The 25,349-nt window shown below is 43.6% G+C and carries 15 protein-coding genes; 11 read left to right on the top strand and 4 right to left on the bottom strand.

Annotated elements, in window-relative coordinates; translation table 11 throughout:
- Window positions 1-398: 398 nt before the first annotated feature.
- Window positions 399-1,388, bottom strand: a complete 990-nt coding sequence (mgrA, locus tag FDP09_RS18065) for an L-glyceraldehyde 3-phosphate reductase (protein WP_137403995.1) — start codon at window positions 1,386-1,388, stop codon at window positions 399-401.
- Between the two features lie 468 nt (window positions 1,389-1,856).
- Here mgrA and FDP09_RS18060 point away from each other — a divergent pair, with 468 nt between their 5' ends.
- From FDP09_RS18060 to FDP09_RS18030, 6 genes are all read left to right on the top strand, one after another.
- Window positions 1,857-2,276, top strand: coding sequence for a hypothetical protein (locus FDP09_RS18060; protein ID WP_137403994.1), 420 nt, complete (start codon window positions 1,857-1,859; stop codon window positions 2,274-2,276).
- A gap of 1,782 nt (window positions 2,277-4,058) precedes the next feature.
- Window positions 4,059-4,631, top strand: a complete 573-nt coding sequence (locus FDP09_RS18050; RefSeq protein ID WP_137403992.1) for a TetR/AcrR family transcriptional regulator — start codon at window positions 4,059-4,061, stop codon at window positions 4,629-4,631.
- Window positions 4,632-4,741: 110 nt separating this feature from the next.
- Window positions 4,742-6,076 carry a TolC family protein gene (locus FDP09_RS18045; RefSeq protein ID WP_137403991.1) on the top strand — a complete coding sequence of 445 codons (1,335 nt, stop codon included), beginning with the start codon at window positions 4,742-4,744 and terminating at the stop codon, window positions 6,074-6,076.
- A gap of 22 nt (window positions 6,077-6,098) precedes the next feature.
- Window positions 6,099-7,205, top strand: a complete 1,107-nt coding sequence (locus FDP09_RS18040; protein ID WP_137403990.1) for an efflux RND transporter periplasmic adaptor subunit — start codon at window positions 6,099-6,101, stop codon at window positions 7,203-7,205.
- A gap of 40 nt (window positions 7,206-7,245) precedes the next feature.
- Window positions 7,246-10,404, top strand: coding sequence for an efflux RND transporter permease subunit (locus FDP09_RS18035; protein ID WP_137403989.1), 3,159 nt, complete (start codon window positions 7,246-7,248; stop codon window positions 10,402-10,404).
- A gap of 330 nt (window positions 10,405-10,734) precedes the next feature.
- Complete coding sequence (locus FDP09_RS18030) at window positions 10,735-11,151, top strand: LytR/AlgR family response regulator transcription factor (RefSeq protein WP_137403988.1); 417 nt, start codon at window positions 10,735-10,737, stop codon at window positions 11,149-11,151.
- Here the strand turns inward: FDP09_RS18030 and FDP09_RS18025 are convergent.
- Window positions 11,148-12,371, bottom strand: coding sequence for an S-adenosylmethionine:tRNA ribosyltransferase-isomerase (locus FDP09_RS18025; RefSeq protein ID WP_137403987.1), 1,224 nt, complete (start codon window positions 12,369-12,371; stop codon window positions 11,148-11,150). The genes FDP09_RS18030 and FDP09_RS18025 overlap by 4 nt on opposite strands.
- A 109-nt stretch (window positions 12,372-12,480) precedes the next feature.
- Here FDP09_RS18025 and FDP09_RS18020 point away from each other — a divergent pair, with 109 nt between their 5' ends.
- Window positions 12,481-13,587 (top strand): o-succinylbenzoate synthase, encoded by a 1,107-nt coding sequence (locus FDP09_RS18020; RefSeq protein WP_137403986.1) that lies wholly within the window; start codon window positions 12,481-12,483, stop codon window positions 13,585-13,587.
- 12 nt (window positions 13,588-13,599) lie between these two features.
- On the opposite strand, the gene FDP09_RS18015 is transcribed toward FDP09_RS18020, so the two are convergent.
- A complete protein-coding gene (locus FDP09_RS18015; RefSeq protein WP_137403985.1) occupies window positions 13,600-15,006 on the bottom strand; it encodes an amidohydrolase family protein in 1,407 nt (468 codons plus the stop codon).
- A 441-nt stretch (window positions 15,007-15,447) separates the two neighbouring features.
- On the bottom strand, window positions 15,448-16,437 hold the full coding sequence (locus FDP09_RS18010) for an NAD(P)H-quinone oxidoreductase (RefSeq protein ID WP_137403984.1): 990 nt from the start codon (window positions 16,435-16,437) through the stop codon (window positions 15,448-15,450).
- Window positions 16,438-16,758: 321 nt separating this feature from the next.
- Here FDP09_RS18010 and FDP09_RS18005 point away from each other — a divergent pair, with 321 nt between their 5' ends.
- The 4 genes from FDP09_RS18005 (at window position 16,759) to FDP09_RS17990 (ending at window position 25,324) form a co-directional block, all read left to right on the top strand.
- Entirely contained in the window at window positions 16,759-19,005 is a 2,247-nt protein-coding gene (locus tag FDP09_RS18005; RefSeq protein ID WP_137403983.1) for a sodium-translocating pyrophosphatase, read from the top strand.
- Window positions 19,006-19,274: 269 nt separating this feature from the next.
- Window positions 19,275-22,475, top strand: a complete 3,201-nt coding sequence (locus FDP09_RS18000; RefSeq protein WP_137403982.1) for a SusC/RagA family TonB-linked outer membrane protein — start codon at window positions 19,275-19,277, stop codon at window positions 22,473-22,475.
- Between the two features lie 12 nt (window positions 22,476-22,487).
- A complete protein-coding gene (locus FDP09_RS17995) occupies window positions 22,488-23,888 on the top strand; it encodes a SusD/RagB family nutrient-binding outer membrane lipoprotein (protein WP_137403981.1) in 1,401 nt (466 codons plus the stop codon).
- Window positions 23,889-24,028: 140 nt separating this feature from the next.
- Window positions 24,029-25,324: a D-alanyl-D-alanine carboxypeptidase/D-alanyl-D-alanine-endopeptidase gene (locus FDP09_RS17990; RefSeq protein ID WP_137403980.1), complete on the top strand. Its 1,296-nt coding sequence runs from the start codon at window positions 24,029-24,031 to the stop codon at window positions 25,322-25,324.
- Window positions 25,325-25,349 lie beyond the last annotated feature (25 nt).

Below are 25,349 nucleotides of genomic sequence, written 5' to 3'. Positions count from 1 at the left end.
CGAGATTTGAGACAAAATTTGAAACTGCTTCCGGGCGTGTTGAAGAGTGAAATCAGGAATTCTCCAAAATAGGAGATTTGTGCCCCGGGGTATAACGCCAATTCAACGGTGGTATACTGGCCATTCCGACGACAGGAGGATTCGCAAGCAAATTTACCTTAGGAGATCTTTCCTGTCGTCAGGATGACAACATGGTTTAGCTTCTTTCTTAATTGACCTGAGCTCGACTTAATTTTAGTATAAAAAGCGTCATACGAACCCTTTTTAGGAGGATGTGGGTTGGAAAAGGGTGTGGCAACTCGCCGCGGCGAGCTGCCACGGCTTCCACCCCTGAAATCTCCCTATAAGCCTCGCAGTGACGGTTTTATAATCGAACTGAGGTTAATTGCCCTAGGGCATTATTTTAAAATCTTCTCGATAGAGCTCAGTTCCTCGTCCGAAAAGTGGAGGTTATCCAAGCATTTTAGGGAGTCTTCCAGCTGGGAGGTCTTGCTTGCCCCTATCAGGACGGAGGTGACGCGGTCATCTTTAAGCAGCCAAGAAAGGGCCATTTGGGCGAGGCTTTGTCCACGTGAAGAGGCGAGTTCGTTTAGTTGTTTGATCTTGGACAGTGTTTCTTCTGTGATAGCGGATTTTTGGAGGAATCCATGGGATTTGGCAGCTCTGCTATCATCGGGAATGCCATGGAGGTATTTATCGGTAAGCATCCCTTGGGCAAGGGGTGAAAAGGGGATACAGCCGACGCCTTCTTTTCCAAGTATATCCAGCAGTCCACCTTCCACCCATCGTTCAAACATAGAGTACTTTGGTTGGTGGATCAGGCATGGAGTGCCAAGTTCCTGTAAAATAGCAATAGCTTTGGCGGCGTCTCGAGCTTGATAATTGGAGATGCCTACATAGAGTGCCTTGCCTTGACGGACGATCAGGTCTAGCGCAGCCATGGTTTCTTCCAGTGGAGTGTCTGGGTCTGGCCGATGGTGGTAAAATATATCCACATAATCCAGTCCCATACGCTGCAAACTCTGGTCAAGACTGGATACCAGGTACTTTTTGGAGCCCCATTCGCCATAGGGGCCTTCCCACATATAATAACCGGCTTTGGTAGAAATGACCAATTGGTCACGGTATCCCTGAAAGTCGCTCTTAAGGATTTTGCCAAAGTTCTCTTCAGCAGACCCCGGAGGTGGGCCATAATTATTGGCCAGGTCAAAATGAGTGATACCAGCATCAAAAGCGAGCTGCAACAACTTTCTTGAATTTTCAAGCACATCCACATGGCCAAAGTTATGCCAGAGTCCCAATGAAAGGGCGGGGAGTTTTAGCCCACTATTTCCGCATCGACGATAAGTCATTTTTTCGTAGCGGTTTTGGGCAGGTTGGTAGTTCATAGGATTTTTGGTTGATGTTTTTTTCAGCTTCCAATATAATAAATGCCAAAGTGCTGCCCTCTGTTAATGAAGGAAAAGTACAAAATTGTTTGTGATGGATCGGGAAAGGATGCTCCTTATTTGAATGAAAGATATGTGGAAAAGAGAGCGTGAACAATTTAAAAAAAAAAGTACTCATTTTAACAAAGTTTTATCACTTAAAACTGGCATTAATTTATGCTTGACTATTTAAAAATTGATTCAGAAATATAGTACTGGATAAAAGTTTGTATTTATGCAAGAATTTATATGAAATATCTAAAACAATATACAAAAAGCATTTTTTTATATAAAAAATGAAAATTTGTTGTTTGTTAAAAAAATAATATTCATCTTAGTATCAACGTAAAGGAAAAGAGATTAAGTAGTTTTTGATACTCGAAACCTTGGTTGTTTTTATGTTTCATTTTACTTGGAAAAGGTATGGATATGAAGCTGAATCAAGATTTTTCCGATCATGTATTATTGTCTGAAATGGACGTATTCGGAAAACCAAAAGGTGTGTTGGATTTCATTCCGTTAATGGAAAGAGAATTCAGCAGGGTGGAAAACATAATAGGCAAGGAGCTCACACCAGAAGCTGCCTATTATTACTACGACTTTTACGATATGGCTTTTGAGATCAAAGTGATGTTGAAAGGAAAGTCTGCAGCTGTGAAGGATGTTTGGGGAAAGGAAGCGATTGAACGAAATTTGGAAGCGTGTGAGCAGCTTGGGGAAATGAAATTATGGAATACATTAATGAGCGTGGTAAAGATGGATCATCTGGATCACGGATATTTGGAGAAAAAGATTAAGGATAAGACCATTTTAAAAATATTGAGAGCACTCAAAGATTCTTTTCGTTGATTTTTTAATATGTCAAACTTGGTGAAAAAAAAGGTTCAGGGATTTTTTCTGGACCTTTTTACTTTTTATCCTGGCGTCCTTCTGTTAGAGGCTTCACCAAGACAAATATAGAGCCAAGCGTAAAAGTTGGGTACTGGCATTTAAATAATGCCACAAAGGTACCAAGGGGATGTTGGCCTTGCATTGAAAGAAATGGGATCAAGCAGAAAAGATGGGGGTGCTAATTTCTATGGGTAAATATATTCAGTGTCACCTTTGGTTTCTATTTGGCCACAGATGAACACTGATAAAGTATCAAGCGTAAAAGTTGGGTGGCTGCCAGTTTTCTTAATGGCAAAACCACCGTTAAAAAAAAATTCCACAAAGGCACCAAGGGTATGTTGGCCCTGCATTGAAAGATTGCACTCGAAAGCTAGCTCCAGCGGAGTGACACGTTCTTAACCTGGGTGAAGCTCGTGGTAAATTTGCCCACCCAACGTTTAATGTTTTAGCTGCATTTCCCTCCCTATTTCCCACAAAATTCCAGTAAAACCCAATCGGGCGGATGGAGGAAGCCCACCGTTTTAATGGTATGAAATTCTCTTTCATAAGATCATGTCAATATTCGTCTCCTCAGAAATAATGCATGATCCCAAAATGGTTCATTAGGTTGAAATCCAATGTTGGTATGAAGTTTAGTTTATTAAATAAAAATATTTATAGTCAGTCAACAAAAGTAATATATATAAAAAATGTATTTAAATAGCATAAAATTGATTGTGAAAATACCTTGTTTGGGGTATTTTTTATGTGGTAGAATTTGTTATCGGACTTTTAAGTTGCTTTTATTTTCTGTTAAGTAATTGGTAAAAAGTATATTATGTCAGCTGTTTTCATTGCATTTTTAGAAATCTCTAGTTACTTTTATCCTAATGACTGACTATCAAAAGAAGTAGGGAGATATTTTAAAAAAATTGAAATTTTCCTGTTTTTTATTAATAATTTTGCTGCTTGGTGTTCAAATGCTTGTTTTTCATGTGTTTGGGAAAAGAATTAAAAAATAGCTAAATATTCTATCATTCATTAAATATTTACTAAAACAAGATTACATATGCTGATAACTTCTACAAACGGATTTTTGTCTGTAGTGAATAGTCCATTGGACGTGGATCATTTACTGGTGAGGGCAAAGAGTAAGGCTGATTTGTCCCGTTTATTTGATGAGAGAAGAATATATCCGATTGAACATGACACATTTTCGTACGGAGTTTCTATATGCAAACAAGAGTTTGCCGATACACTGATAAAAATGATTAAGTGCATTGATTACACCAATTTTGAGTCTGGAATGATTACACTTGATTGATTTTTGACGTTTAGACCGTTATACTATAATCATTAACATTCAACTACTTAACCGCTTTTTTTAGCCAAAGCTACTGTTCGATCAAAAATCGAATTATTTTTCGCTATGATATTTAATCTCCGAAATAGGAAGGTTTATCCACGCAAATAACCGTACATCACCAATTCAAACATTTGTTTAATTTAAGAGAACTTTACTTTTTTATGTGAGGTTATTGGTAACTGATAGTTAAGATGGGTAATAGTAGTCTTGGCATGGCAAAGGGTGCTATGTCAGCTATATTTTGGATGACTACATGTGGAAAAGTGGTAAAGTTTTAAGTTGATTTAGAGCCACTTAAGTTTCTGTAATTTAAAAAAAAGTAAAAATAATTGATTCATGGAACTAAACTTTGTTGAAATTGATTGAATGTTCATTCGGTTTTATGGAGAAAGAAAATGAATAAGAAGGAAATTATACTTGAGGCTACATTGGAATTGATCAGGGATCATGGTTTTCATGGGTGTCCCATGAGTATGGTGGCAAAAAATTCCAATGTAGCAGCAGGGACAATTTATCATCACTTCAAAAACAAGGATGATTTGATCATGGAACTTTACCACTATGTGGTGGGAAAGCTGGTCAGTGTGGCTGAAGCATCTGATGACACCAGTTTGGATTTTAAAGCCAGGTTTATGCGGTTTTGGCATACGATGAAGCAGTTTTACATCAAAGAGGCATCCATACAACGGTTTTTGGAGCAATTTTATAACTCCCCTTACTTTACGGACCAGATGCAGGTGAAAGACAATATTTGGTATAGCTGGATGCGGAGGTTTTTTGAAAGTGGTATTGAGAGCGGAGCACTTCGGATGGGGGCGAGACCAGAAATTTTGGCCATTATGGTGCATGGAAGCATCGTCAGTTCTGTCAAAGTAGCACTTCATCACAATAAAAAAATGAACCTCGATGCTATCAACCTTGGAGAGATTGCAGAGATCGTTTGGGATGGTATAAGAAAACAACCCTAACCGCTTTTTTAATATAAGCTCAAATAGACCCAGATAACCTTTTATCACGTGTAGCAATAGTTTAATTATAATAAATACGTATCAATTAAGTGATTTCAATCAATAATTTTATGAAAATGAGAAATCGTGTACTCTTATGGCTTATAGCGGGGTACTTGTTTTTACCCAGCTTTTTGTATGGACAGGAGGTCATGGGAAGCCAGAGTCAGCTGGAGTTGACACTGGATCAGTGCATACAATATGCCCTGGATAATGGCCCTGCGATGCAACAGGCTTTTTTGGATGAGCGGATCGGAGACCGAGAGATCAAATCCAGTCTTTCAGGTTGGTTTCCCCAGATTACAGCTTCTGCTGCAGGTACAAGGAACATAAAACTACAACAGCAGATTATCGGTGACCAGCTGATCACGTTTGGTCAAAATTATAATTCATCCATTTCCCTTCAAGTAGATCAAAACCTGATCAACAGGGACCAGATTTTTGCGGGGAGGACTTCCAAGTACATCAAGCAACAGTGGGATCAAAACATTGTCAATGTGGAGATAGCGACTGTGGTGGATGTCAGCAAGGCATTTTATGATGTGCTCCTGACGTATGAGCAGCTAAAGATCATCGATGAAAACCTGATGAGACTCCAGAAGCAGTACAACGATGCCAAGAGCCGGTATGAGTCTGGATTGGTGGATAAGACCGACTATCAGCGTGCAGCGATCACACTTTCCAATACCCGTAGCAATAAGCGCAGGGCAGATGAGAGTGTGGAAGCCAAATTGGCTTACTTGAAACAGCTGATGGGATATCCTGTTGATGCTAATTTGTCACTGGACTATAATTATGACGCCATGGAGGAAAAGGCATTTGTGGATACCACGCAAATGATGCTCCCTGAAAATAGGATAGAATATCAACAGATCCAGACAGAAGAGAGTTTGGCTCAGCTGAATACAGGCTATCAAAAGTGGGCTTACATGCCCACCCTTACGGCCAATTACAATTACAATTGGCTTTATTTCAACAATTCGTTCTCTCAGCTTTATGACAGGAGCTATCCGACATCAGGCCTAGGGCTGACCCTATCACTGCCGATTTTCCAAGGTGGGAAAAGGCACCAGGATATCAGGATTGCGGAATTGCAGCAAGAAAAGGTGTCTGTGGAAAAGCAAAACCTGGAAAAGCAGATCAACACTGAATATAAAACAGCACTCGCCAATTATAGAAGTGATCTCTATGAATGGAGGACCATCAAGGAGAACATGGAACTGGCAGAGGAGGTGTACAATATCATCAAGCTGCAATACGATGAGGGTATCAAAGCATATGTGGACCTGATCGTGGCAGAGACGGAATTGAGGACAGCTCAACTGAGCCACTTCAATGCCATGTACAATTTAATGTCCAGCAGGATCGACCTGGACAGAGCATTGGGAAATATAGAAATCAACTAAACAGCAAATAATCAATCGGGAAATGAAAAAGTTTTTGTGGATAATTTTCGTTGTGGGAGTCGCAGGAGTGGTGAGTTCTTGTGGTTCGGAAGCCAATACGCAAGCAGGCCAAGGGCAGCAAGCGGTCTCCGTGCGCGCTACCTCGGTTACCAGCAAGCATGTGACGGGGCTGGACTTGTATCCAGGTACTGTCGTGCCATTAAATGAAGTGGAGATCAGGCCGCAAGTAAGTGGGTATATCTCCAAGATATTTGTTGAAGACGGCCAAGAAGTGACCAAGGGCCAGAAGCTTTATGAAATAGACAGGAGCAAATATCAGGCGGCTTATGAGCAAGCCCAGGCGACACTGAAAAGTGCCAAGGCGAATTTGGAGCGTGTGAAGAAAGACTTGGAACGCTACGAAGCTTTGGACAAGCAAGATGCGATTGCCAAGCAGCAATTGGACTATGCCAGGGCTGATATCCTGACGGCTGAGTCACAGGTTACTTCGGCCGAAGCGCAGGTGAGAAGTACATTGACAGATTATAATTACTCCGTGATCAATGCACCTTTTGCCGGAACGGTGGGGATTTCACAAGTGAGACTGGGTGCCCAAGTGTCTGCTGGCCAAAGCCTCCTGAATACCCTGTCATCCAATGATCCAGTATTGGTGGATTTTGTGGTAAATGAGCGGGATGTAAGAAGGTTCAGTAAGATGATGCGAAATGAAAATCTTCCCGACTCTACCTTCACCATTCAGTTTGGGAAAAATGATGTCTATCAACATCATGGAGAACTGACCACCATAGATCGGGCTGTGGGCAGACAGTCAGGAACGATCAATATGCGCGTAGAATTTCCAAATCCAGCGGGAGAATTGATCCCGGGCATGACCTTGAACCTCCGAGTACTTAACCAGGATATCGGCAACCAAATTGCCATTCCGTACAAAGCCGTGACCGAGCAGATGGGGGAATATTTCGTCTATGTAATAGGGGATGACAGTGTCGTGCACCAGCAGAACGTCCTATTGGGGACCAAAGTGGGTGCTGAGATAGTGGTCAGAGAAGGGCTTAAGCCTGGTCAAAAAATAGTAGTGGAAGGTATCCAGAAACTACGAGAAGGCGCGAAGGTACAAATAGATGCCTAAGCTAAACCAATCCTTTATAACGCCAAAGTAAGATAATTTTATGATATCCGAAGTTTTTATTAAACGCCCGGTGACGGCGATGGTGATCTCTATAGTCATTTTATTGGTAGGGGCCATCTCCATCGTCAACCTACCGGTGACACAGTATCCAGATATTACGCCTCCAGTAGTATCTGTTTCCGCTAACTACACGGGTGCCGATGCCAAAACGGTGGAGCAAACCGTGGCGACACCCATCGAGACACAAGTGAACGGTACGCCAGGGATGGCATACATCAGCAGTACCAATACCAGTACTGGGCAGATGAATATGAATGTCACTTTTGACGTGGGTACGGACATTGACATCGCCACGCTGGATGTGCAAAACCGGGTGAGTATTGCAGAACCCCGTCTCCCTGAAGCGGTAAAACGCCTTGGTGTGACCGTGCGTAAGCGGAACCCCAGTATCATGATGGTGATCAGTTTGTATTCACCGAAAGGTACCCACGATACCAAGTTCCTTTCCAATTACACCAACATCTTCGTCAAGGATGCCCTTTTGAGGGTGCCTGGAGTCGGTGATATTAATGCCATTGGACAGGATTTTAGTATGCGGGTATGGCTGAAGCCAGATAAGCTGGCGCAATACAACATCTCTACGACCGAAGTGACCGCCGCTATTCAGGAGCAAAACCTCCAAGTGGCAGCGGGTACGGTAGGGGGGATGCCCCAGCTTTCTTCCCAGACTTTTGAGTATCCAATTACGGTAAATGGTAAACTTGAGCGAAAAGAGGAGTTTGAAGACATCATCGTAAGGACAGACCCTGCATCAGGAAGCTTGGTTTACCTGAAGGATGTGGCGCGAATAGAGTTTGGGGAATTTGACTATGGCCGGTTCTCTACCGTTAATGGTGAGCCGGCAGCGATTCTATTGGTTTATCAGGCACCAGGCAGTAATGCGATCGATACGGCAGAAGGGATATATAACGCACTTGATGAAATGAAGGCCACCTTCCCTGCTGATATGGATTATGTGGTTCCTTTTGAATCTGTTTCGGTGGTGCAGGTATCGATTGACGAAGTACTGCACACATTGGTAGAGGCTTTGATATTGGTGATCGTGGTGGTATTCCTCTTCCTGCAAAGTTGGAGAGCGACCTTGATTCCTATTTTGGCCATTCCGGTTTCGATCATCGGTACCTTTATTTTCTTCATTCCGCTAGGGTTTACCATTAATACCCTGACGATGTTTGGTTTTGTATTGGCGATCGGTATCGTGGTGGATGATGCGATTGTGGTGGTAGAGGCTGCCCAGCATTATATTGATTCCAAGCGGGTATCTGCGAAGGAAGCCACCATGCTTGCGATGAAGGATATTACCGCTCCGGTAATTGCCATAGCCTTGATTTTGGCTGCGGTATTTATTCCGGTAGGCTTTATTCCAGGGATCGTGGGGAGGATGTACCAGCAGTTTGCCATTACCATTGCGATTTCCGTATTGATTTCCGCCTTTGTGGCCTTGACATTGACACCTGCCCTATGTAGTTTGTTGCTGAAGCCGACAGCGGTGAAGAAAGGTTCCCGAGGGATCAATAAATTCTTCTATAAGTTTAATGTCTGGTTTGAACGGGTGACCAGTTCATATGGAAATGGTGTTAAGAAAAGTATCAAAGCCACACCACTGGTACTTATCATCTTGGTGTGTATTTATGCCGGTACAGTGGGACTCTTCCAGGCAAAACCGACCGGTTTCTTGCCGACAGAAGATGAAGGAAGGTTGTTTATTTCCCTCGAACTTCCCGAGAGTTCTTCCACTAGCAGGACCCGTTCGATCATGGACGAAATGGTAGAGATGATTACCAGCACGGATGGTATCCGTAATGTAACCGGTATTGGAGGCTTAAACGCGATTAACTTTTCCTTTAAGTCAAACAGTGGTACGTTCTTTATCCAGATGGATCCATGGGATGAGCGTCAGGATCCTTCAAAGCAACTCTTTGGTTTGATCGCGCAGCTGAACCAAAAATTTGCTGCCATCAAAGAAGCCAATATCATTGTGGTGCCACCGCCAGCCATTCCGGGCTTGGGGCAAACCGGTGGCTTTAGCTTTATGCTTGAGCAGCGCTCTGGTGGGGACATCAAAGAGTTTGAACAAGTGGTTGGGCAGTTTTTGGGAGCAGCTAACCAGCGCCCGGAAATAGCCATGGCCTATAGTTTCTTTACGGCGCAGACGCCTGGATACCATGTGACTGTGGATCGTGAGAAGGCCAAAAAACTTGGAGTGGCGATTTCTGATGTGTTCTCGACCATGTCCACTTATATGGGAAGTTCCTATGTCAATGACTTTACCCGTTACGGTCGTAATTTCCGCGTAGTGGCCCAAGCAGATACCGCCTACAGAATGGACATCAAGGACTTGGATCAATATTATGTCATGAACAGACAAGGAAAGTCCGTTCCGCTGGGAGCTGTGGTGGACTATGAAGTGGTGGAAAATGCCCCCGTGATCAACCACTATAACCTGTTCAGATCTACTGAAATTAATGGTAATGCCGCAGAAGGTTACAGTAGTGGCCAGGCACTGGAGGCATTGGAAGAAGTGGCCGCAGAAGTATTGCCGGCAGGATATGGGTATGATTTCTCTGGATTGAGTAGGGAGGAGTTGGCCTCCGGTAATACGACGATCTTGATCTTTGCCTTGGCGATCATTTTGGTTTCCTTGTTATTGGCTGCATTGTATGAGAGTTGGTCGGTTCCATTTTCAGTATTGTTGGCCCTGCCATTGGGTGCCTTTGGTGCGATCTTGGCTTTGACCTTCCTGCCAAAGCTTGACAATAACGTATATGCCCAGATTGGATTGGTGACTTTGATCGGTCTTGCTGCGAAGAATGCCATCTTGATAGTGGAATTTGCCAAAGAACGTGTGGATGCTGGAATGCCGCTATTGGCTGCCACGATTGAGGCCGTTAAGCTTCGATTGAGGCCGATTGTGATGACCTCTTTGGCCTTTATTCTCGGGGTGGTTCCTTTGGCACTTTCCAATGGTGCAGGGGCCGTGGCCAGACAGACCATTGGCTGGACAGTGATCGGCGGGATGCTTGCCGCGACTTTCTTGGCTATTTTTGTGGTGCCTGTCCTTTATGTGGTGATTACTAAAATTGCCTATGGCAGTAAAAAACTGAAAGAATTGGAAGAACAATATCAGCCTGAGGCCTGATAATCAGCATAAAATAGATTGTGAAATAGCCTGGCATTCGGGAAATTCTCGAAATGTCAGGCTATTATTTTTTTATTTTTATCAAAAAAAATGACTTTTGAATACATAAATATGTATATTATGTTTATATTTATGCAGATAAGTAATTGAGGAGCCCACAAAATCAACTGGTCATTTCATTTTTGATACTGATTACGGTCGGAATATAGGGGATCTGAACCCATATTTTGAGTTTTGTAGGCTTCTGAATTATGGCATAGTCAATTATACAATTATTGTTAACTGATTTAAGTTTTTAATGTAATAACTCTCCAAAAAAAGGAAAAAACTATGGGAGAAGTAATCTATCATCACGGGACTGCAATGAATAAAAAAGATTCAAACCTAGAGAACCACCACTCTGAACACGATGAGCTGTTGATCAAAGATGCCTTGTTTGTACGAGACAAGGGCTGTCTTCGGCGTGTGAAGTTCAAAAATGTACTTTGGCTTAAAGGGGATGGAAATTATACCACTTTGGTGACAAAGGATAAGGTATATTCACTGCGAAATATCCTAAAGGAATTTGAAGCGATATTACCAGAGGAGGAATTTGTGAGGATTCATAAATCATACCTCGTAAGACTCGACAGGATAACCACCATATCACCCAAGGAAGTGACCATCGAGCAGGAGCGGGTTCCTGTCGGCCGGACGTATTATCAAAAACTCATCCATGGAATAAATAAGCTTGGCGCCGGGGCTTAGGCCTTTTTATGGTGCCAGAGTAAACTACTATCTCCGTAGCTCAGAAACCTGTAGTCGTGTGTTAGGGCTTCATGGTAGATTTTGTGCCAATCGCCTTTGGTAAACGCTGCTACGAGGAGTATCAGTGTGGAGGCGGGTTGGTGAAAATTGGTAAGGAGCCCATTGCAAACCCTGAATTCATAGCCCGGCATGATAAAAATCTCAGTGCTGCCAGTGATTTCGACCAGGTTTTCTGCATTCATTAAATCCAATATTGCCTGCAAACTCTCTTTTAAGGAGGCCTTTTTCAGGTGTTTTTGATAGGGGTAAAGTTTTTGGATTTGGAATTCTTTGCTTTCACCGTGTAGTAGTTTTATCCCATACCAATAGATACTTTCCAAGGAGCGCATGGAAGTTGTGCCTACAGCTACGATATTGCCGTCATGCGCAAGGAAATGTTCAATATTTTCTTTTGTGACCACCACCTGTTCGCTGTGCATGGGGTGGTGGGTCACTATTTCCTCTTTGATCGGTTGGAATGTGCCGGCACCTACATGAAGTGTCAGGTAGTCGGTTTTGATGTCGGCATCTGTAAGTTTTCCTAGGATTTCATCAGTGAAATGTAAGCCAGCAGTGGGAGCAGCCACAGCACCTTCTTTTAAGGAGTAAACGGTTTGGTAGCGGGGTTTGTCTTCACTGGTGGCTGTTCTGTTGAGGTATGGAGGCAGGGGGACTTCTCCCACGGCTTCCACCACAGCGGCAAAGGAAAGACTGTCATCTTCCCAGTCTATTTTCACCAGACGCTCTTCACGGTTTTCAAGGACCGCTTTGATGGTCATTTCGTTGCCATTGGCCATTATTTTTCCTTCGAGTACTTCACCATCTTTCCACTTCTTCAAATTACCGATCATGGCCTGCCAGGTGACCGGGCCGGTATGCATCATGGTTTCGTTGATGATGGTACTTGGGGCAACGGGCTGGAGCAGAAAGATTTCAATTTTGGCCCCCGAGGCCCTTTGGAAAATCAGGCGGGCTGGGATGACTTTGGTGTTGTTAAACACCATAAGGGTATTGGACGGTAGTAAGTCGGGGAGATCATAGAACCTATGGTGATCGATGATTCCCGCTTCAAAATGCAGTAGTTTGGATTGGTCACGCGTTTCCAAAGGGAATTTGGCAATGCGGTCTTCAGGAAGTTCGTATTGATAATCGGAAAGCTTGATTTCAGAAGTGGTGTCCATTCGTTTACCTCTTAGATGTTGGGATTTTTCAGACTTGGGAAAGGTAATTTACCATTGATTCCCTTAGCTTTGTTTTTCGGACAGCAAATATAAGGCATTACGATCAGACATGAACAATAAGCAGCCAAATCCCACTAAAGTAAACGCCAAATGGTACCGATATACCTTGGATTTTAAATTTGATGCAGGCACTTCGAGGGGAGTATTAAAAACGAAAGATTCGTATTTTTTGAAGGTGTGGCAAACGGATAATCCGGATAGGGTGGGCTGGGGCGAGGCAGGCCCCTTGCCAAACCTCAGTCCAGAAGATGGGCTTGACCTGCCCTCGATATGGGAGGCATTGGTGGTTAAATTGTCCCAGGTAGCTGTAGAGTGGGAAGAAGAAGCCATATTGGACCTGTGCGAGGAGTTGGTGCCTGACAATTGTCCCAGTGTACGCTTTGCTTTCGAAACGGCTTTACTAGATCTCTATCATGGAGGTGAAAAGCTGATTATGGCCAATGATTTTTACAAAGGACAGGAAAAAATTGCCATCAATGGCCTCATATGGATGGGAGATGCGGCGTTTATGCACCGGCAGATCGAAGATAAGCTTGTGCAAGGTTTTTCGTGCATTAAGATGAAAATAGGAGCGATAAATTTTGAGGAGGAGTGCCGGTTGTTAGACGGTATTCGTGCGCGCTTTTCTGCTGATGACATTACCTTGCGGGTGGATGCCAATGGCGCCTTTCCACCAGAGGAAGCTATGGGGAAATTGTCCCAGTTGGCCGAATTTGACCTGCACAGTATTGAGCAGCCCATCAAGGCGGGACAACATCAAGAAATGCAGCGGTTATGTGCCTCCAGTCCACTGTCGATTGCTTTGGATGAGGAACTGATTGGGGTGACCGGACGAAATCAAAAAGCAGCTTTACTGGATAAGATAAGACCTCCTTTTATCATCCTAAAACCTACTTTGTTGGGAGGTATTCGCGCTACCAAAAAATGGATCCAATTAGCCGAGGATCGAAATATTGGCTGGTGGATGACGTCTGCACTGGAGAGCAATATCGGCCTTAATGCCATTGCTCAGCTTACTTCTACTTACTGTACCACATTGCCACAGGGCTTAGGGACAGGGCAGCTTTTTCTTAACAACATCGAATCCCCGCTGGAAATCCAAAAAGGACGGCTGGTCTATCATTCTGGCAGGAAATGGGGAGGACCAAATTGGTGATAATTACCGATGTCATTTCTTTAATTCGTCGTATTTGTCGGCTATGGTCTTTAGTCTCTGGTCGATCTGTTCACGGCTCATCCATGTACCTCTTACCATAACGCCATGTGGACGCTGCATATTAGCAATGTCCTCCAAGGGGTTTTTGTCTAAGAGGATCAGGTCAGCACTGGCGCCTTCGGTGATTTCTCCAAAATTTCCTTCCTCTCGAAAATACCGGGCTGGATTTATCGTGCCCATTTGGAGGATTTGCAAGGGACTTAAACCGGCATCTGCCATCGCCTGCATTTCATGTTGGATTGAAAATCCGGGGACATTGAATACCTGTGGAGCATCTGAGCCCAAGAGCAGTCCGTGACCGTTTTCTTGAAGGCTACGGAGGAGTTTTTTTCTGATTTGTAGGAATTTTTCCCACTGCTCAGTACTGTAACCTTTCGTTTCGGTAAGGTTCTTTTTACTGTTGATCCAATTTTCGATGACTTCAGGGGCCATGTATTCCATTTCTGGTTCCGAGGCCAATTGCTCCGCAGAGGTAGGAGAAAACCATCTGGTAAACAAGCTTTGGGTGGGGACCACCCAAACTTGATGAGTTTTGGTCATTTTTACCAGGTCTGGAAGGAGCGTGGTGTCTGCCTTATCGGTAAAATTATAGCCAAAAAATCCGTTTTCGGTAGGATTTACCCCTGCTGATTCCGGCACCAGGCCTTCCAGAAAACCATCCACATGGTCAATGCTGGCATAGCCGCTTTCCAATGCATGTCTGATCCCGACCAAGGAAGAAACATGTCCTGCAAAGGGGATATTGACTTCCTTGGCTGTTTTGACAATTTGGTCAAAGACGTGCAGTCTTAGGCCGGGATGAAGCTTGAGGAAGTCAAAGCCGTCCTTTTGGTAAGCGGTGACCATTTCAGTAGCCTGTTCGGTACTGGTGACGGTATTGCCGTTTAGAGAAGGACTGGAAGTGTAGATTCTGGGGCCGAGGATTTTATCGTTAGCTACTTTTTCCTTGAGTTCTAAGTGTAGGTGATGACCAAGCATTCCCCTGATCGTGGTGATGCCATTGGAAAGGTAGAGAAAAAGTACTTCTTCCATTTGGGGGTCATTCCAGATGACCGAAGGCAGGTGGGCGTGCATTTCTGCTATGCCCGGCACCAGGTATTTCCCCTTTCCATTGATCAGTTCCGCCTCTTGGATCACATCAGCCTCATCTTCTGAAACGGGCAGTATCCGTTGGATTTTGCCCGAATCCACGACCACGTGGCCTTTTGTGATGTGCCCATTATTGATGTTGACGATGTTGACATCGGCAAAGACTTTTGCGGTTGGGAAAGGTGCTTCCTTTTGGCTGCTTTTGTTTTTGCAGGCAATCATGCCAACGGTAAAAAAGACCATCAAGATAAAGGCGGCGGGTGTTTTCATGGATAAAACGGTTGTGATAGTTAAACCCGGAATATGCATTAGCCTATCTACGCCACGGCGCACAGGTGTTGCGACCTGAAACTGCTTCAAAATCAGTCGTTTCACTTTAGTTTTCGGCATAACCGTAGCGTTGCTACGCTAATGCCTCCAAACTAACTGATTTTCTTGCACTTTCAGCTCTCACTACGATTCCCAACGCATAATCCGAGTTAAATATACATATTTATTTGGTAGTGGACAGGACAATGGAGGTTACGGCGAGGAAAATTGCTTTTACCGATTGATATCGATGCCAAGCTTTCCCTGAAACCACCAAACTAGTGGTATTGAGTTAAAAACGCTATGCTACTGGTTCCCCAGCATACCTGTCGGAACAACGGGCATGGGAACCTTACAACCTTTCAATCTTCAAATTTTTCAATTCCCTAATTCCCCAACCCATTATACTTCTGTAGGGATTTGGAGTAGGATTTTGCCGATATGTGCAGAGCTTTCCATGAGCTGGTGTGCTTGGGGTGCTTCTTCCAAGGGGAAGATTCTATGGATAATAGGTTTGATCTTTTCCGGGAAGAAAGGCCAGGCATGCGCTTGGAGATTTTTGGCGATATTTCCTTTGTACCCGATAGACTGCGGACGAAGGGTCGATCCGGTTAGCGTAAGGCGGTTGGCCATGATCCTTAGCAAATCCACTTCACCCATTCTATCCTTCATGGCATTGATCATGATGAGCTTCCCTTGAGGTTTGAGCAGGCGGATGTTTTTTGCGGTATAGTCTCCACCGACCATGTCCAGAATGATGTCTATTTTATTAAATGCCGGATTGGACTTGATCGCCTCTTCAAAGTCTTCTTCCTTATAATTAATGGCCAAATTGGCGCCCAAGTCAGAGCAGTATTCACATTTCTCCTTGGATCCAGCCGTCACGATTACCTTACCGCCCAGCGCCCTTACCAATTGGATGGCTGTTACGCCAATGCCACTGGTGCCCCCGTGTACCAGGACGGTCATGCCGGCTTCAAACTGGCCGATATCAAAAATATTGTTCCAAACGGTAAAGAACGTTTCCGGTAGGCCAGCTGCTTCCACGAGGGAGACTCCTTCAGGAATGGGCAGGCATTGGACAGCGGGGGCGGTTACAAATTCCGCATAGCCACCTCCGGCCACCAACGCGCAGACTTCATCTCCCAACTCCCAGTTCTTAACGTCCTCGCCCATGGCCGAGATGGTTCCAGAGACTTCCAGCCCAGGGATGTCCTCGGGAGCATCAGCTGGAGCAGGGTAGCGGCCTTTGCGTTGGGCCACATCAGGGCGATTGATCCCGGCAGCAGCTACTTTGATCAGGACTTCCTGCGGGGCAGGTTTGGGGATGCTTCGTTCTTGGATTTTCATGACCTCAGGTTCCCCCGGGGTGGTGATTATGATTGCTTTCATAGTGATCAGTTGTTTTGCTTATCATAAAGGTAAGATTTAGCAATAGGGAATAAAACAAGGTGACAGACCAAACACTGTTCCGAAAAAAGGAAAAAATCACTCAAACCCCTTGATTTTTAATAAACCACGGCATCGGTTTGGGTTTTAACAATCAAAAACTATTTGATTTGTTTAATTATTAATATTTTACAGGTTTACTGTTAATTCCAAATTTATATTGTTATATGATCTCTTTCCGTAATTAATATGCTGGTTGTTTCGTAGTTGAATAGTAATATATTTGTTTAGGATATAACATTTAAAAAACCGCTAATACATACTATGGAACAGATTATTTATGTGGTCCCCTTCTTGGGGATATTGGGGCTTATTGTGATGGCCGTAAAGTCCGCTTGGGTAAATAAACAACCGACGGGTGACGAAAAGATGGTGGAACTGGCAGGGTATATTGCCCGTGGGGCCATGGCATTTTTAAAAGCAGAATGGAAGGTACTTTTTTATTTTGTGGTCATTGCAGGAATTATTTTGGCTTGGTCAGGGACGCTGGTAGAAAACTCCAGTCCGGTGATTGCCGCTTCTTTTGTTTTGGGGGCTTTTTTGTCAGCATTTGCCGGGTATATCGGGATGAACATTGCCACAAAGGCAAACGTCCGCACCACAGAAGCGGCTAAATCAGGACTGGCAAAAGCCTTGAAAGTGTCCTTCTCGGGGGGAACCGTAATGGGACTGGGGGTAGCAGGATTGGCGGTCTTAGGGATGGGCTCGCTTTTCATTGTTTTTTACCATTTATATGTAGTATCTACAGGTGGTGATGTCAATGGATTGGATATGGAACGAGCATTGGAAGTGTTGGCTGGCTTTTCATTGGGAGCCGAGTCCATTGCATTGTTTGCGCGAGTGGGAGGAGGAATCTACACCAAAGCTGCTGACGTCGGAGCCGATTTAGTGGGAAAAGTAGAAGCAGGCATCCCGGAAGACGATGTACGTAATCCTGCCACCATCGCCGATAACGTAGGGGACAATGTCGGTGATGTGGCCGGCATGGGCGCGGATTTGTTTGGATCGTACGTCGCGACGATCTTGGCCTCAATGGTATTGGGAAGAGAGATAGTTTCCAATGACCAGATGGGTGGGATCGCTCCTGTTTTGTTGCCATTGGTCATTGCTGGACTGGGAGTAGTATTTTCTATTATTGGGACCTTATTTGTAAAAATATCCAAGGAGACAGATAGTGTCCAGGCCGCCTTGAACAAGGGCAATTGGATTTCGATACTGTTGACGGTTGCTGCCTCTTACTTTGTGATCGATTTCATGTTGCCGGAAGGAGACTTGGTCATGGTAAGGGACAATTCTCCAGTATTTACCAAAATGGGCGTTTTTGGAGCCGTGTTGATCGGTTTGGTAGTAGGGGCATTAATGAGCATCATCACGGAATATTATACTGCCATGGGCAAAGGTCCGGTCAATAGCATCATCAAGCAGTCTTCCACCGGTCATGCCACCAATATCATTGGCGGGCTATCCATCGGGATGCAATCTACGGTACTGCCGATTTTGGTGTTGGCAGCAGGGATATACGGGTCCTTTTTGAGTGCAGGACTGTACGGGGTGGCGATTGCCGCTGCGGGGATGATGGCCACCACGGCCATGCAGCTGGCCATTGATGCCTTTGGCCCGATTGCGGACAATGCCGGAGGTATAGCCGAAATGTCAGGTTGCGAAAAAGAGGTGAGGGAGCGCACTGATATCCTGGATGCGGTGGGCAATACCACTGCAGCCACGGGCAAAGGCTTTGCCATTGCTTCTGCAGCCCTTACTGCGTTGGCGTTGTTTGCAGCGTATGTGGGCATTGCGGGGATTGACTCCATTGATATTTATAAAGCTGATGTGTTGTCGGGCTTGTTTGTAGGGGCGATGATACCGTTTATTTTTTCGTCTTTGGCCATTGCGGCAGTGGGCCGTGCCGCCATGGACATGGTCAATGAAGTAAGGAGGCAGTTCAAAGAGATTCCCGGAATTATGGAATACAAGGCCAAGCCTGAATACGACAAATGTGTGCACATATCCACCAGCGCTTCCATTCGAGAGATGATCGCCCCGGGTGCATTGGCCTTGGTAGTTCCCATTATTGTGGGTTTTGCTTTTGGACCGGAGGTCTTGGGTGGAGTACTGGCAGGAGTGACGGTTTCAGGCGTGCTGATGGGGATATTCCAAAACAACGCCGGAGGTGCATGGGACAATGCCAAAAAGTCTTTTGAAAAAGGCGTGGAGATCGATGGAAAAATGGAATATAAAGGCTCTGAGGCGCACAAGGCATCTGTTACTGGAGATACAGTCGGTGATCCATTTAAAGACACCTCAGGTCCATCCATGAATATTCTGATCAAATTGACCTCCATTGTTTCATTGATCATAGCGCCACATATTGCTGAAGGACCAGCACATGTGGTAAGTGATCGGCAAGATGATGCCAAAGAAATCAAGATGGAAAAAGAACCGGAAAAATTGGTGTTGCTTCAGGATGTAGAGCAGCTAAGTGAGCAAGATGATGGACAACGAACGGAGTGATGTGTTAAGAAACTGAAAAGAAATGATTTAAAGCCTCGAAGATGTTTCGAGGTTTTTTTTTGAACCGGATTTTTGGGGAAAGTCAACAAGTGCTGGATTATCTAAATTTTATTTTATCGGTTTGTTTATTAACAAATAATTTACAAAATTGACATATTATGTTTTGTAGGTTTCGGTAAAACTGATAAATATGGTTAATTATTTTGTTTTATTGAATATTTAGGAATATAATTTTAAATTAAGTTTAGTAACCCACAAATCGACTACAAATGAAGAAAACCTTTACAAAATTATCCTTTTTGGTTTTCGTCTTTTTGTTAGTAGGCATGGCCTATGGACAGGAAGTAACGATCACCGGAACGGTAACGACCGCGGAAGATGGCGAGCCACTTCCGGGGGTGAGTGTGCTATTGAAGGGGAGTACAAGAGGTGCCGTGACTGACCTAGATGGAAACTATTCCCTTAATGCATCCTCTGGAGATGGATCATTGGTCTTCTCATATTTAGGATACCTTACCCATACCACTGCAATCAACAATCGAACTAGAATCGATGTGGTCATGAAAGAAGATGTGTCTGAGATGGGGGAAGTAGTGGTGACCGCTCTTGGTATTACCAGAGATGAGCGTTCTATAGGTTATGCTACTCAAGAGGTTGATGGCGATAATCTAACATTTACCAAAGAGCAAAATGTTCTTGGGTCATTGTCTGGAAAAGTGGCTGGTGTTCAGGTGGAAGGAGCCTCTGGGGCTAGTATGGGAGGAACGCAAAAGATAAAAATTAGGGGCGTAAACTCAATTTCTGGAGCAAGTCCACCGCTGATCGTGGTAGATGGTACACCTATTTCCAATGCTAACTTTTCAGGAGATGATGGTGTTGACTTGGGGAATTTGGGCCAAGATGTAAACCCTGAGGATATTGAATCTGTAAACGTGCTTAAAGGACCAGCAGCTTCTGCACTTTATGGAATTAGAGGTCAGTACGGAGTCGTGATGATCACCACTAAGAAAGGAAAGAGAGGTTCTGATGTCAAAGTTGAACTAAATTCAGCAGTGTTTGTCGAAAATGTTTATAACATCATGCCTTACCAGAATATGTATGGAGGTGGATCGTCTCAAGAATGGCCTACTTTACCTAATGGAGATAGGTATGTTCAGATGAACGTAGATGAGAGCTGGGGACCAATAATGGATGGATCATTAGTAAGACACGCACAGAGTTTTTACCCACAAGATCCTGAGTATGGACAGCTGGCACCCTTTGTGCCTCATCCTGATAATATCAAAGATTATTATGAAACAGGAACCAATGTTAACAACGGGGTTACTATTTCAGGTGGTGGAGAAAATTCTAATTTTAGAATAAGTCTAAATGATACTAGAATTCAAGGTGTCGAACCGAACACCATGTTAAAGAGAAATAACATAGGGGTAAGCTTAGGCGTAGATTTGACAAAAAAACTCAATATCAGCACAAATGTGAACTATGCCACCAACAGGGCTAGGCGTCCTGGTCAAGGTTCAGAAGATGGATCTAGGTATATGGGGCAATGGTTTCAAAGAAGTTTAGACATGAATCGTCTAAAGAACTATAAGTATGATGATGGGAGCTTTTTCCACTGGAATTTAAGCAGGCCAAGTACAACTACTGGGGAGATAAATGATTTTACGCCGTTGTATTGGGATAATCCGTATTATACAGCTTACGAGAATTTTAGTGAAGATAACAGAGATCGATTGTTTGGTAATGTAGGGTTGACTTATGAAGTAATACCAGACTTAAAGTTAAGTGGATTTATCCGTACGGATACATACACCCAAAACTTGGAGTTTAGGTCTGCATTTGGCGGGAAAGGTTTACCTGGTTACACCGTAGGTAAATATCAAAACACAGAAATGAACTATGAGTTTTTGGCACAATATAATAAAACATGGGATAAATTCTCTATTGATGCTAATGTAGGGTCAAACTTCTATGACAGAAAATACTCCTATTTAAGAATGGCGACAGTGGGAGGGCTTTCTTCACCAGGCTTCTATAATATCGATGCTTCCATTGATAGACCATCTAATACCTCATATAAGCTCCGCAAGCAAATCAAGAGTGCATATGCGATGGTTTCACTTGGTTTCGATAACACCTACTTTTTGGATGCTTCTATTCGAAATGATAATACCTCCACTTTACCAGAAGGGAACAATTCTTACTGGTACCCATCGGTTTCGGGAAGTATGGTTTTTAGTGAGTTGATCGATTGGGAACCCATGACTTTAGGAAAGTTAAGGGTGAGTTATGCACAGGCAGGGTCAGATCTTTCACCATATGGAACTACTTTATTTTATGGAGCGGGGACCGTATATGCTGGTCCGAGTGGTACGGTAAACACCCTTTATGTGCCGGATAATTTAAATAACCCAACCCTAGAGCCATCTTTTGCTCATTCATATGAAGCAGGACTTGACTTTAAGTTTCTCGAAGGGAGAGTTGGGTTGGCCTTTACGTATTATCAACAAATCAATAAAAATCAAATTTTACAGTTGGATTTATCTGGGGCTAGTGGCTTTGGTTCTGCTACTATCAATGCTGGACAAATTAGAAATAAAGGTTTTGAACTAGCATTGACAGGTACCGCGATAAAGAATAGCTTAGTAAATTGGGATATTGCGCTTAATCTAAGCCGAAATAGGAACGAAGTGGTTGAACTGTATCCAGGGATTGATGTTTATCAGTATGATTACACAGTTTATTCCAGTGTGTATAGCTATTTAAATAGTTATGAAGGCAAGCCTTTTGGAAGTTTGGTAGGTCAGGCATATCAACGGGATGAAAGTACAGGAAAGATTCTGTTAGATGGAAATAATATGCCACTTTACACTGCCGCTACCAACGATTTTGGTACTGTGTTGCCTGATTTTAATGGAGGCTTTCAAAATGTAGTTTCTATTGGGAATTTTGACTTGTCAGCTATGATTGATTTTCAGGTAGGCGGACAGTTTTTCAGTAGATCGAAAATGCTTGCTGTAAGGACGGGGCTAGATCCACTTACCGTAGCTACAAATGACCAAGGCGCAAATGTGCGTGATGATGTGTCTGAAGGTGGTGGTGTTAGAGTAGAAGGCATTTCAGCAGAAACAGGCGAAGAAGTTGTCGCTTATGTAGATGCCAGAAATTATTATCGAAATGTTTTGGGACGAAGGATTTATGAGGAATGGCTCTACGACGGATCCTATGTGCGACTCCGTGAGGTACGAGTGGGGTATAATTTTACCAAAGATAAATTGGGTAACATACCTGTCGAAAATGTAAGAGTGGCTCTGGTGGGGAGAAATCTAGGTATGATTTTCCAAAATGCTCCAAAGGGAATTAATCCAGCAGAGATTTCTACAGGAAGCCAGTCCATTGGCTGGTACGAATCTGGCCAGTTACCTTCTGTCCGCTCTTTAGGGTTTAATCTAAATGTTACCTTTTAATCAGAAAAAGCCATGAAGAAATTAACTATACTATGCTTGTCCGTAATATTGATAGTTGGTTGTAACAATTTTGATGAAGATATCAACATCAATCCAAATGCACCAAGTCAATCATCCGGTACTCAATTGATCGCAAATGCGATGTTATCATTGTCAAGTCTGAGTTCATCTCCAACAGGGGAGTTTATGTCTCAGTATTTGTCGGAAACACAGTATGTCAATGCTTCCCTATATCCGCAGGTTAGCGCTAGTTTTTATTGGATTTATCAAGGCCCACTTATGAACTTGGAAACGGTGTTGAATGCAGAGGATGAGCTGAGCGGTACGGAGGGACCAATTGTCAATCAAATAGCTGTAGCAAAAATTCTAAAATGCTATTATATGTGGCATATAACGGATCGTTGGGGAGATGTGCCCTATACTGCGGCTTTAAAAGGAGCTGAAAACTTCACACCTTCATATGACACACAAGAATCCATATATCTTGACTTATTTGCCACCTTAAAAGAAGCAAATTCCCAAATGACAGCAGGTGCTATAAGTAATGATATCATCTATAATGGTGATATGGAGAAGTGGTCCAAATTGGCAAATACCATTCGAATGCTGATGGCACTTCGATTGTCAGAAATTGATGCTACTTTAGCTCAACAGGAATTTACTGCTGCGATGGAAGATGGTGTTTTTAGCTCAAATGAAGATAATTTTGTCTTTAAGCATCTAGCTGATGCAAATAACCAAAGTTATTGGTACAGTCAGGTAGATGTTCAAAATCGAGAATGGTGGGCTTTAAGTGAAACGCTGGTTGAGAAAATGAAACCATACGATGACCCTCGACTTTCCATATATGGTGACCCCAATCGGACAGACGGTGATTATACTGGTCTTACATTTGGTGAAATTGATGAAATAGGAACTGAGGAATATTCACTTTTGGGTGCAGCGATTCACGCTCAAGATGCTCCCGTCTTTTTAGTTACTTATGCTCAAAGTCTTTTCGCCATGGCTGAAGCAGCTAAATTAGGATGGATTGCTGGAGGGGATATCGAAGCTGAAAACTATTATCTAATGGCTGTCCAGAGCAGTATGGAGCAGTGGGGAGCAGATATGACAAATATAGATGCGTTTTTGGCACAGCCAGAAATAGCCTACAGCTCCGTAGATGCCATTGAGAAAATTTCGACTCAACGATGGATCCATCTGTTTATGCATGGTTATGAAGGATGGGCTGAGTATAGAAGAACTGGCTATCCGGATAATATGGTGTCACCAGGCGGTGCTGATGTACCGAATAGGCAAATGTATATTGAAGCCGAGCAATTTAATAATACTGATAATTACAATGAGGCTGTGCAACGCCAGTTTGGTGGTGCTGAAAGTCTGTATGGGAATGTTTGGTGGGATGCTGAATAAGCATTGAGAAACCTAATTTAACCACAGATAAATATAGGTTGCGTAGGTGTTTGGGGATCAATCCTAATACCTTGCTTATCCGCTTTATCTGTGGTTTTTTTAATTGCTAACGAATAACTCTTACGAAAACCAACCACGCCATGAAGAAATTATTGCCGGTGCTTTTCCTTTTGTTTGTTGCCTGTACGGTACAGAAAGTAAAGAAATCAATGCGCGATTCGGAGGTGTTTAGCCAAGGCTTTACCGGTTTTATGCTGGTGGATCCAGTCAAAGACAAGGTGCTCTATGCCCAAAATGAAGATAAATATTTCACCCCTGCATCCAATACCAAGATGTTTACCTTTTATGCAGCTTATAAGGTACTTGGCGATCGGGTAAATGCCTTGGATTATTTGGAAAGTGGTGATTCCCTTATTTTTTGGGGCACCGGCGATCCTTCCCTGATGCATCCGGATTTTGAAGACCGATCAGTGCTAAACTTCCTGGAAAGTAGCGATAAGCAATTGTTCATGGCTGACAATTTTGGTGAGGTGCAGGCCTATGCTTCGGGATGGTCATGGAACTGGTACAATTACTACTACGGTCCTGAGCGATCTGCTATGCCCATATATGGCAATATTGTTCGGTTTACGAAGCAAAAGTCATCACCACGTTTCAGCTTTTCCCCCCGTTATTTTGCCGATCAGGTGCAAGAAGACCTCAGTTTGCCTGCCAGGGAGTACACGATCTTACGGGATCAGAAAATAAATGATTTCCGATACCATTTGGTGGGAGAGGAACTTTCATTTGAAACCGACAAGCCTTTTGTGACCTCTTCTCAGCTGACACGTGAAATGCTGCAGGATACCTTGGACAAAAGTATCACGATGATCAGTTATGATAGTGTGAAGGATAGGCCTCATCAAAAACTGAAAGGGATCGCTACCGATTCGCTGTACAAGCAAATGTTGAAGATCAGTGATAATTTTCTGGCCGAACAGCTAATGGTCCTCGTGGCAGATGAGCTTGGAGATTCGCTCAATATGCGTAATGCCATTGGGTATGTGGAGGATCATTACTTGGAAGATCTTCCAGATGAGCCCCAGTGGGTGGACGGTTCGGGGCTTTCTGCGCACAATAAATTTACACCAAGGAGCATCATCAAGTTACTTGTAAAAATTAAGGCTGAAGTGCCAGAGGAAAAGATCTTCGCTTATTTCCCCTCAGGTGGTGAGTCCGGGACGATCCGCTCTTGGTACAAGTCCGACGATGAGCATCCCTATGTCTATGCCAAAACAGGAACGCTTAGCGGTGTCCACTGCCTCAGCGGTTATCTACTTACCAAAAGTGGCAAAACACTTTATTTTAGCTTTATGCACAATAATTATGTGATCAGCTCCAATGAACTGAAGAAGGAAATGGAAAAGGTGCTGTATTTGATTTATGATCGGTATTGAATTCGGGTTGAACAAAAAACCGTGC

The organism is Echinicola rosea, from assembly GCF_005281475.1.
GTDB classification, from domain to species: domain Bacteria; phylum Bacteroidota; class Bacteroidia; order Cytophagales; family Cyclobacteriaceae; genus Echinicola; species Echinicola rosea.
Note: the sequence above shows the minus strand (reverse complement) of the source record. Positions and strands in the feature narration are given on the sequence as shown.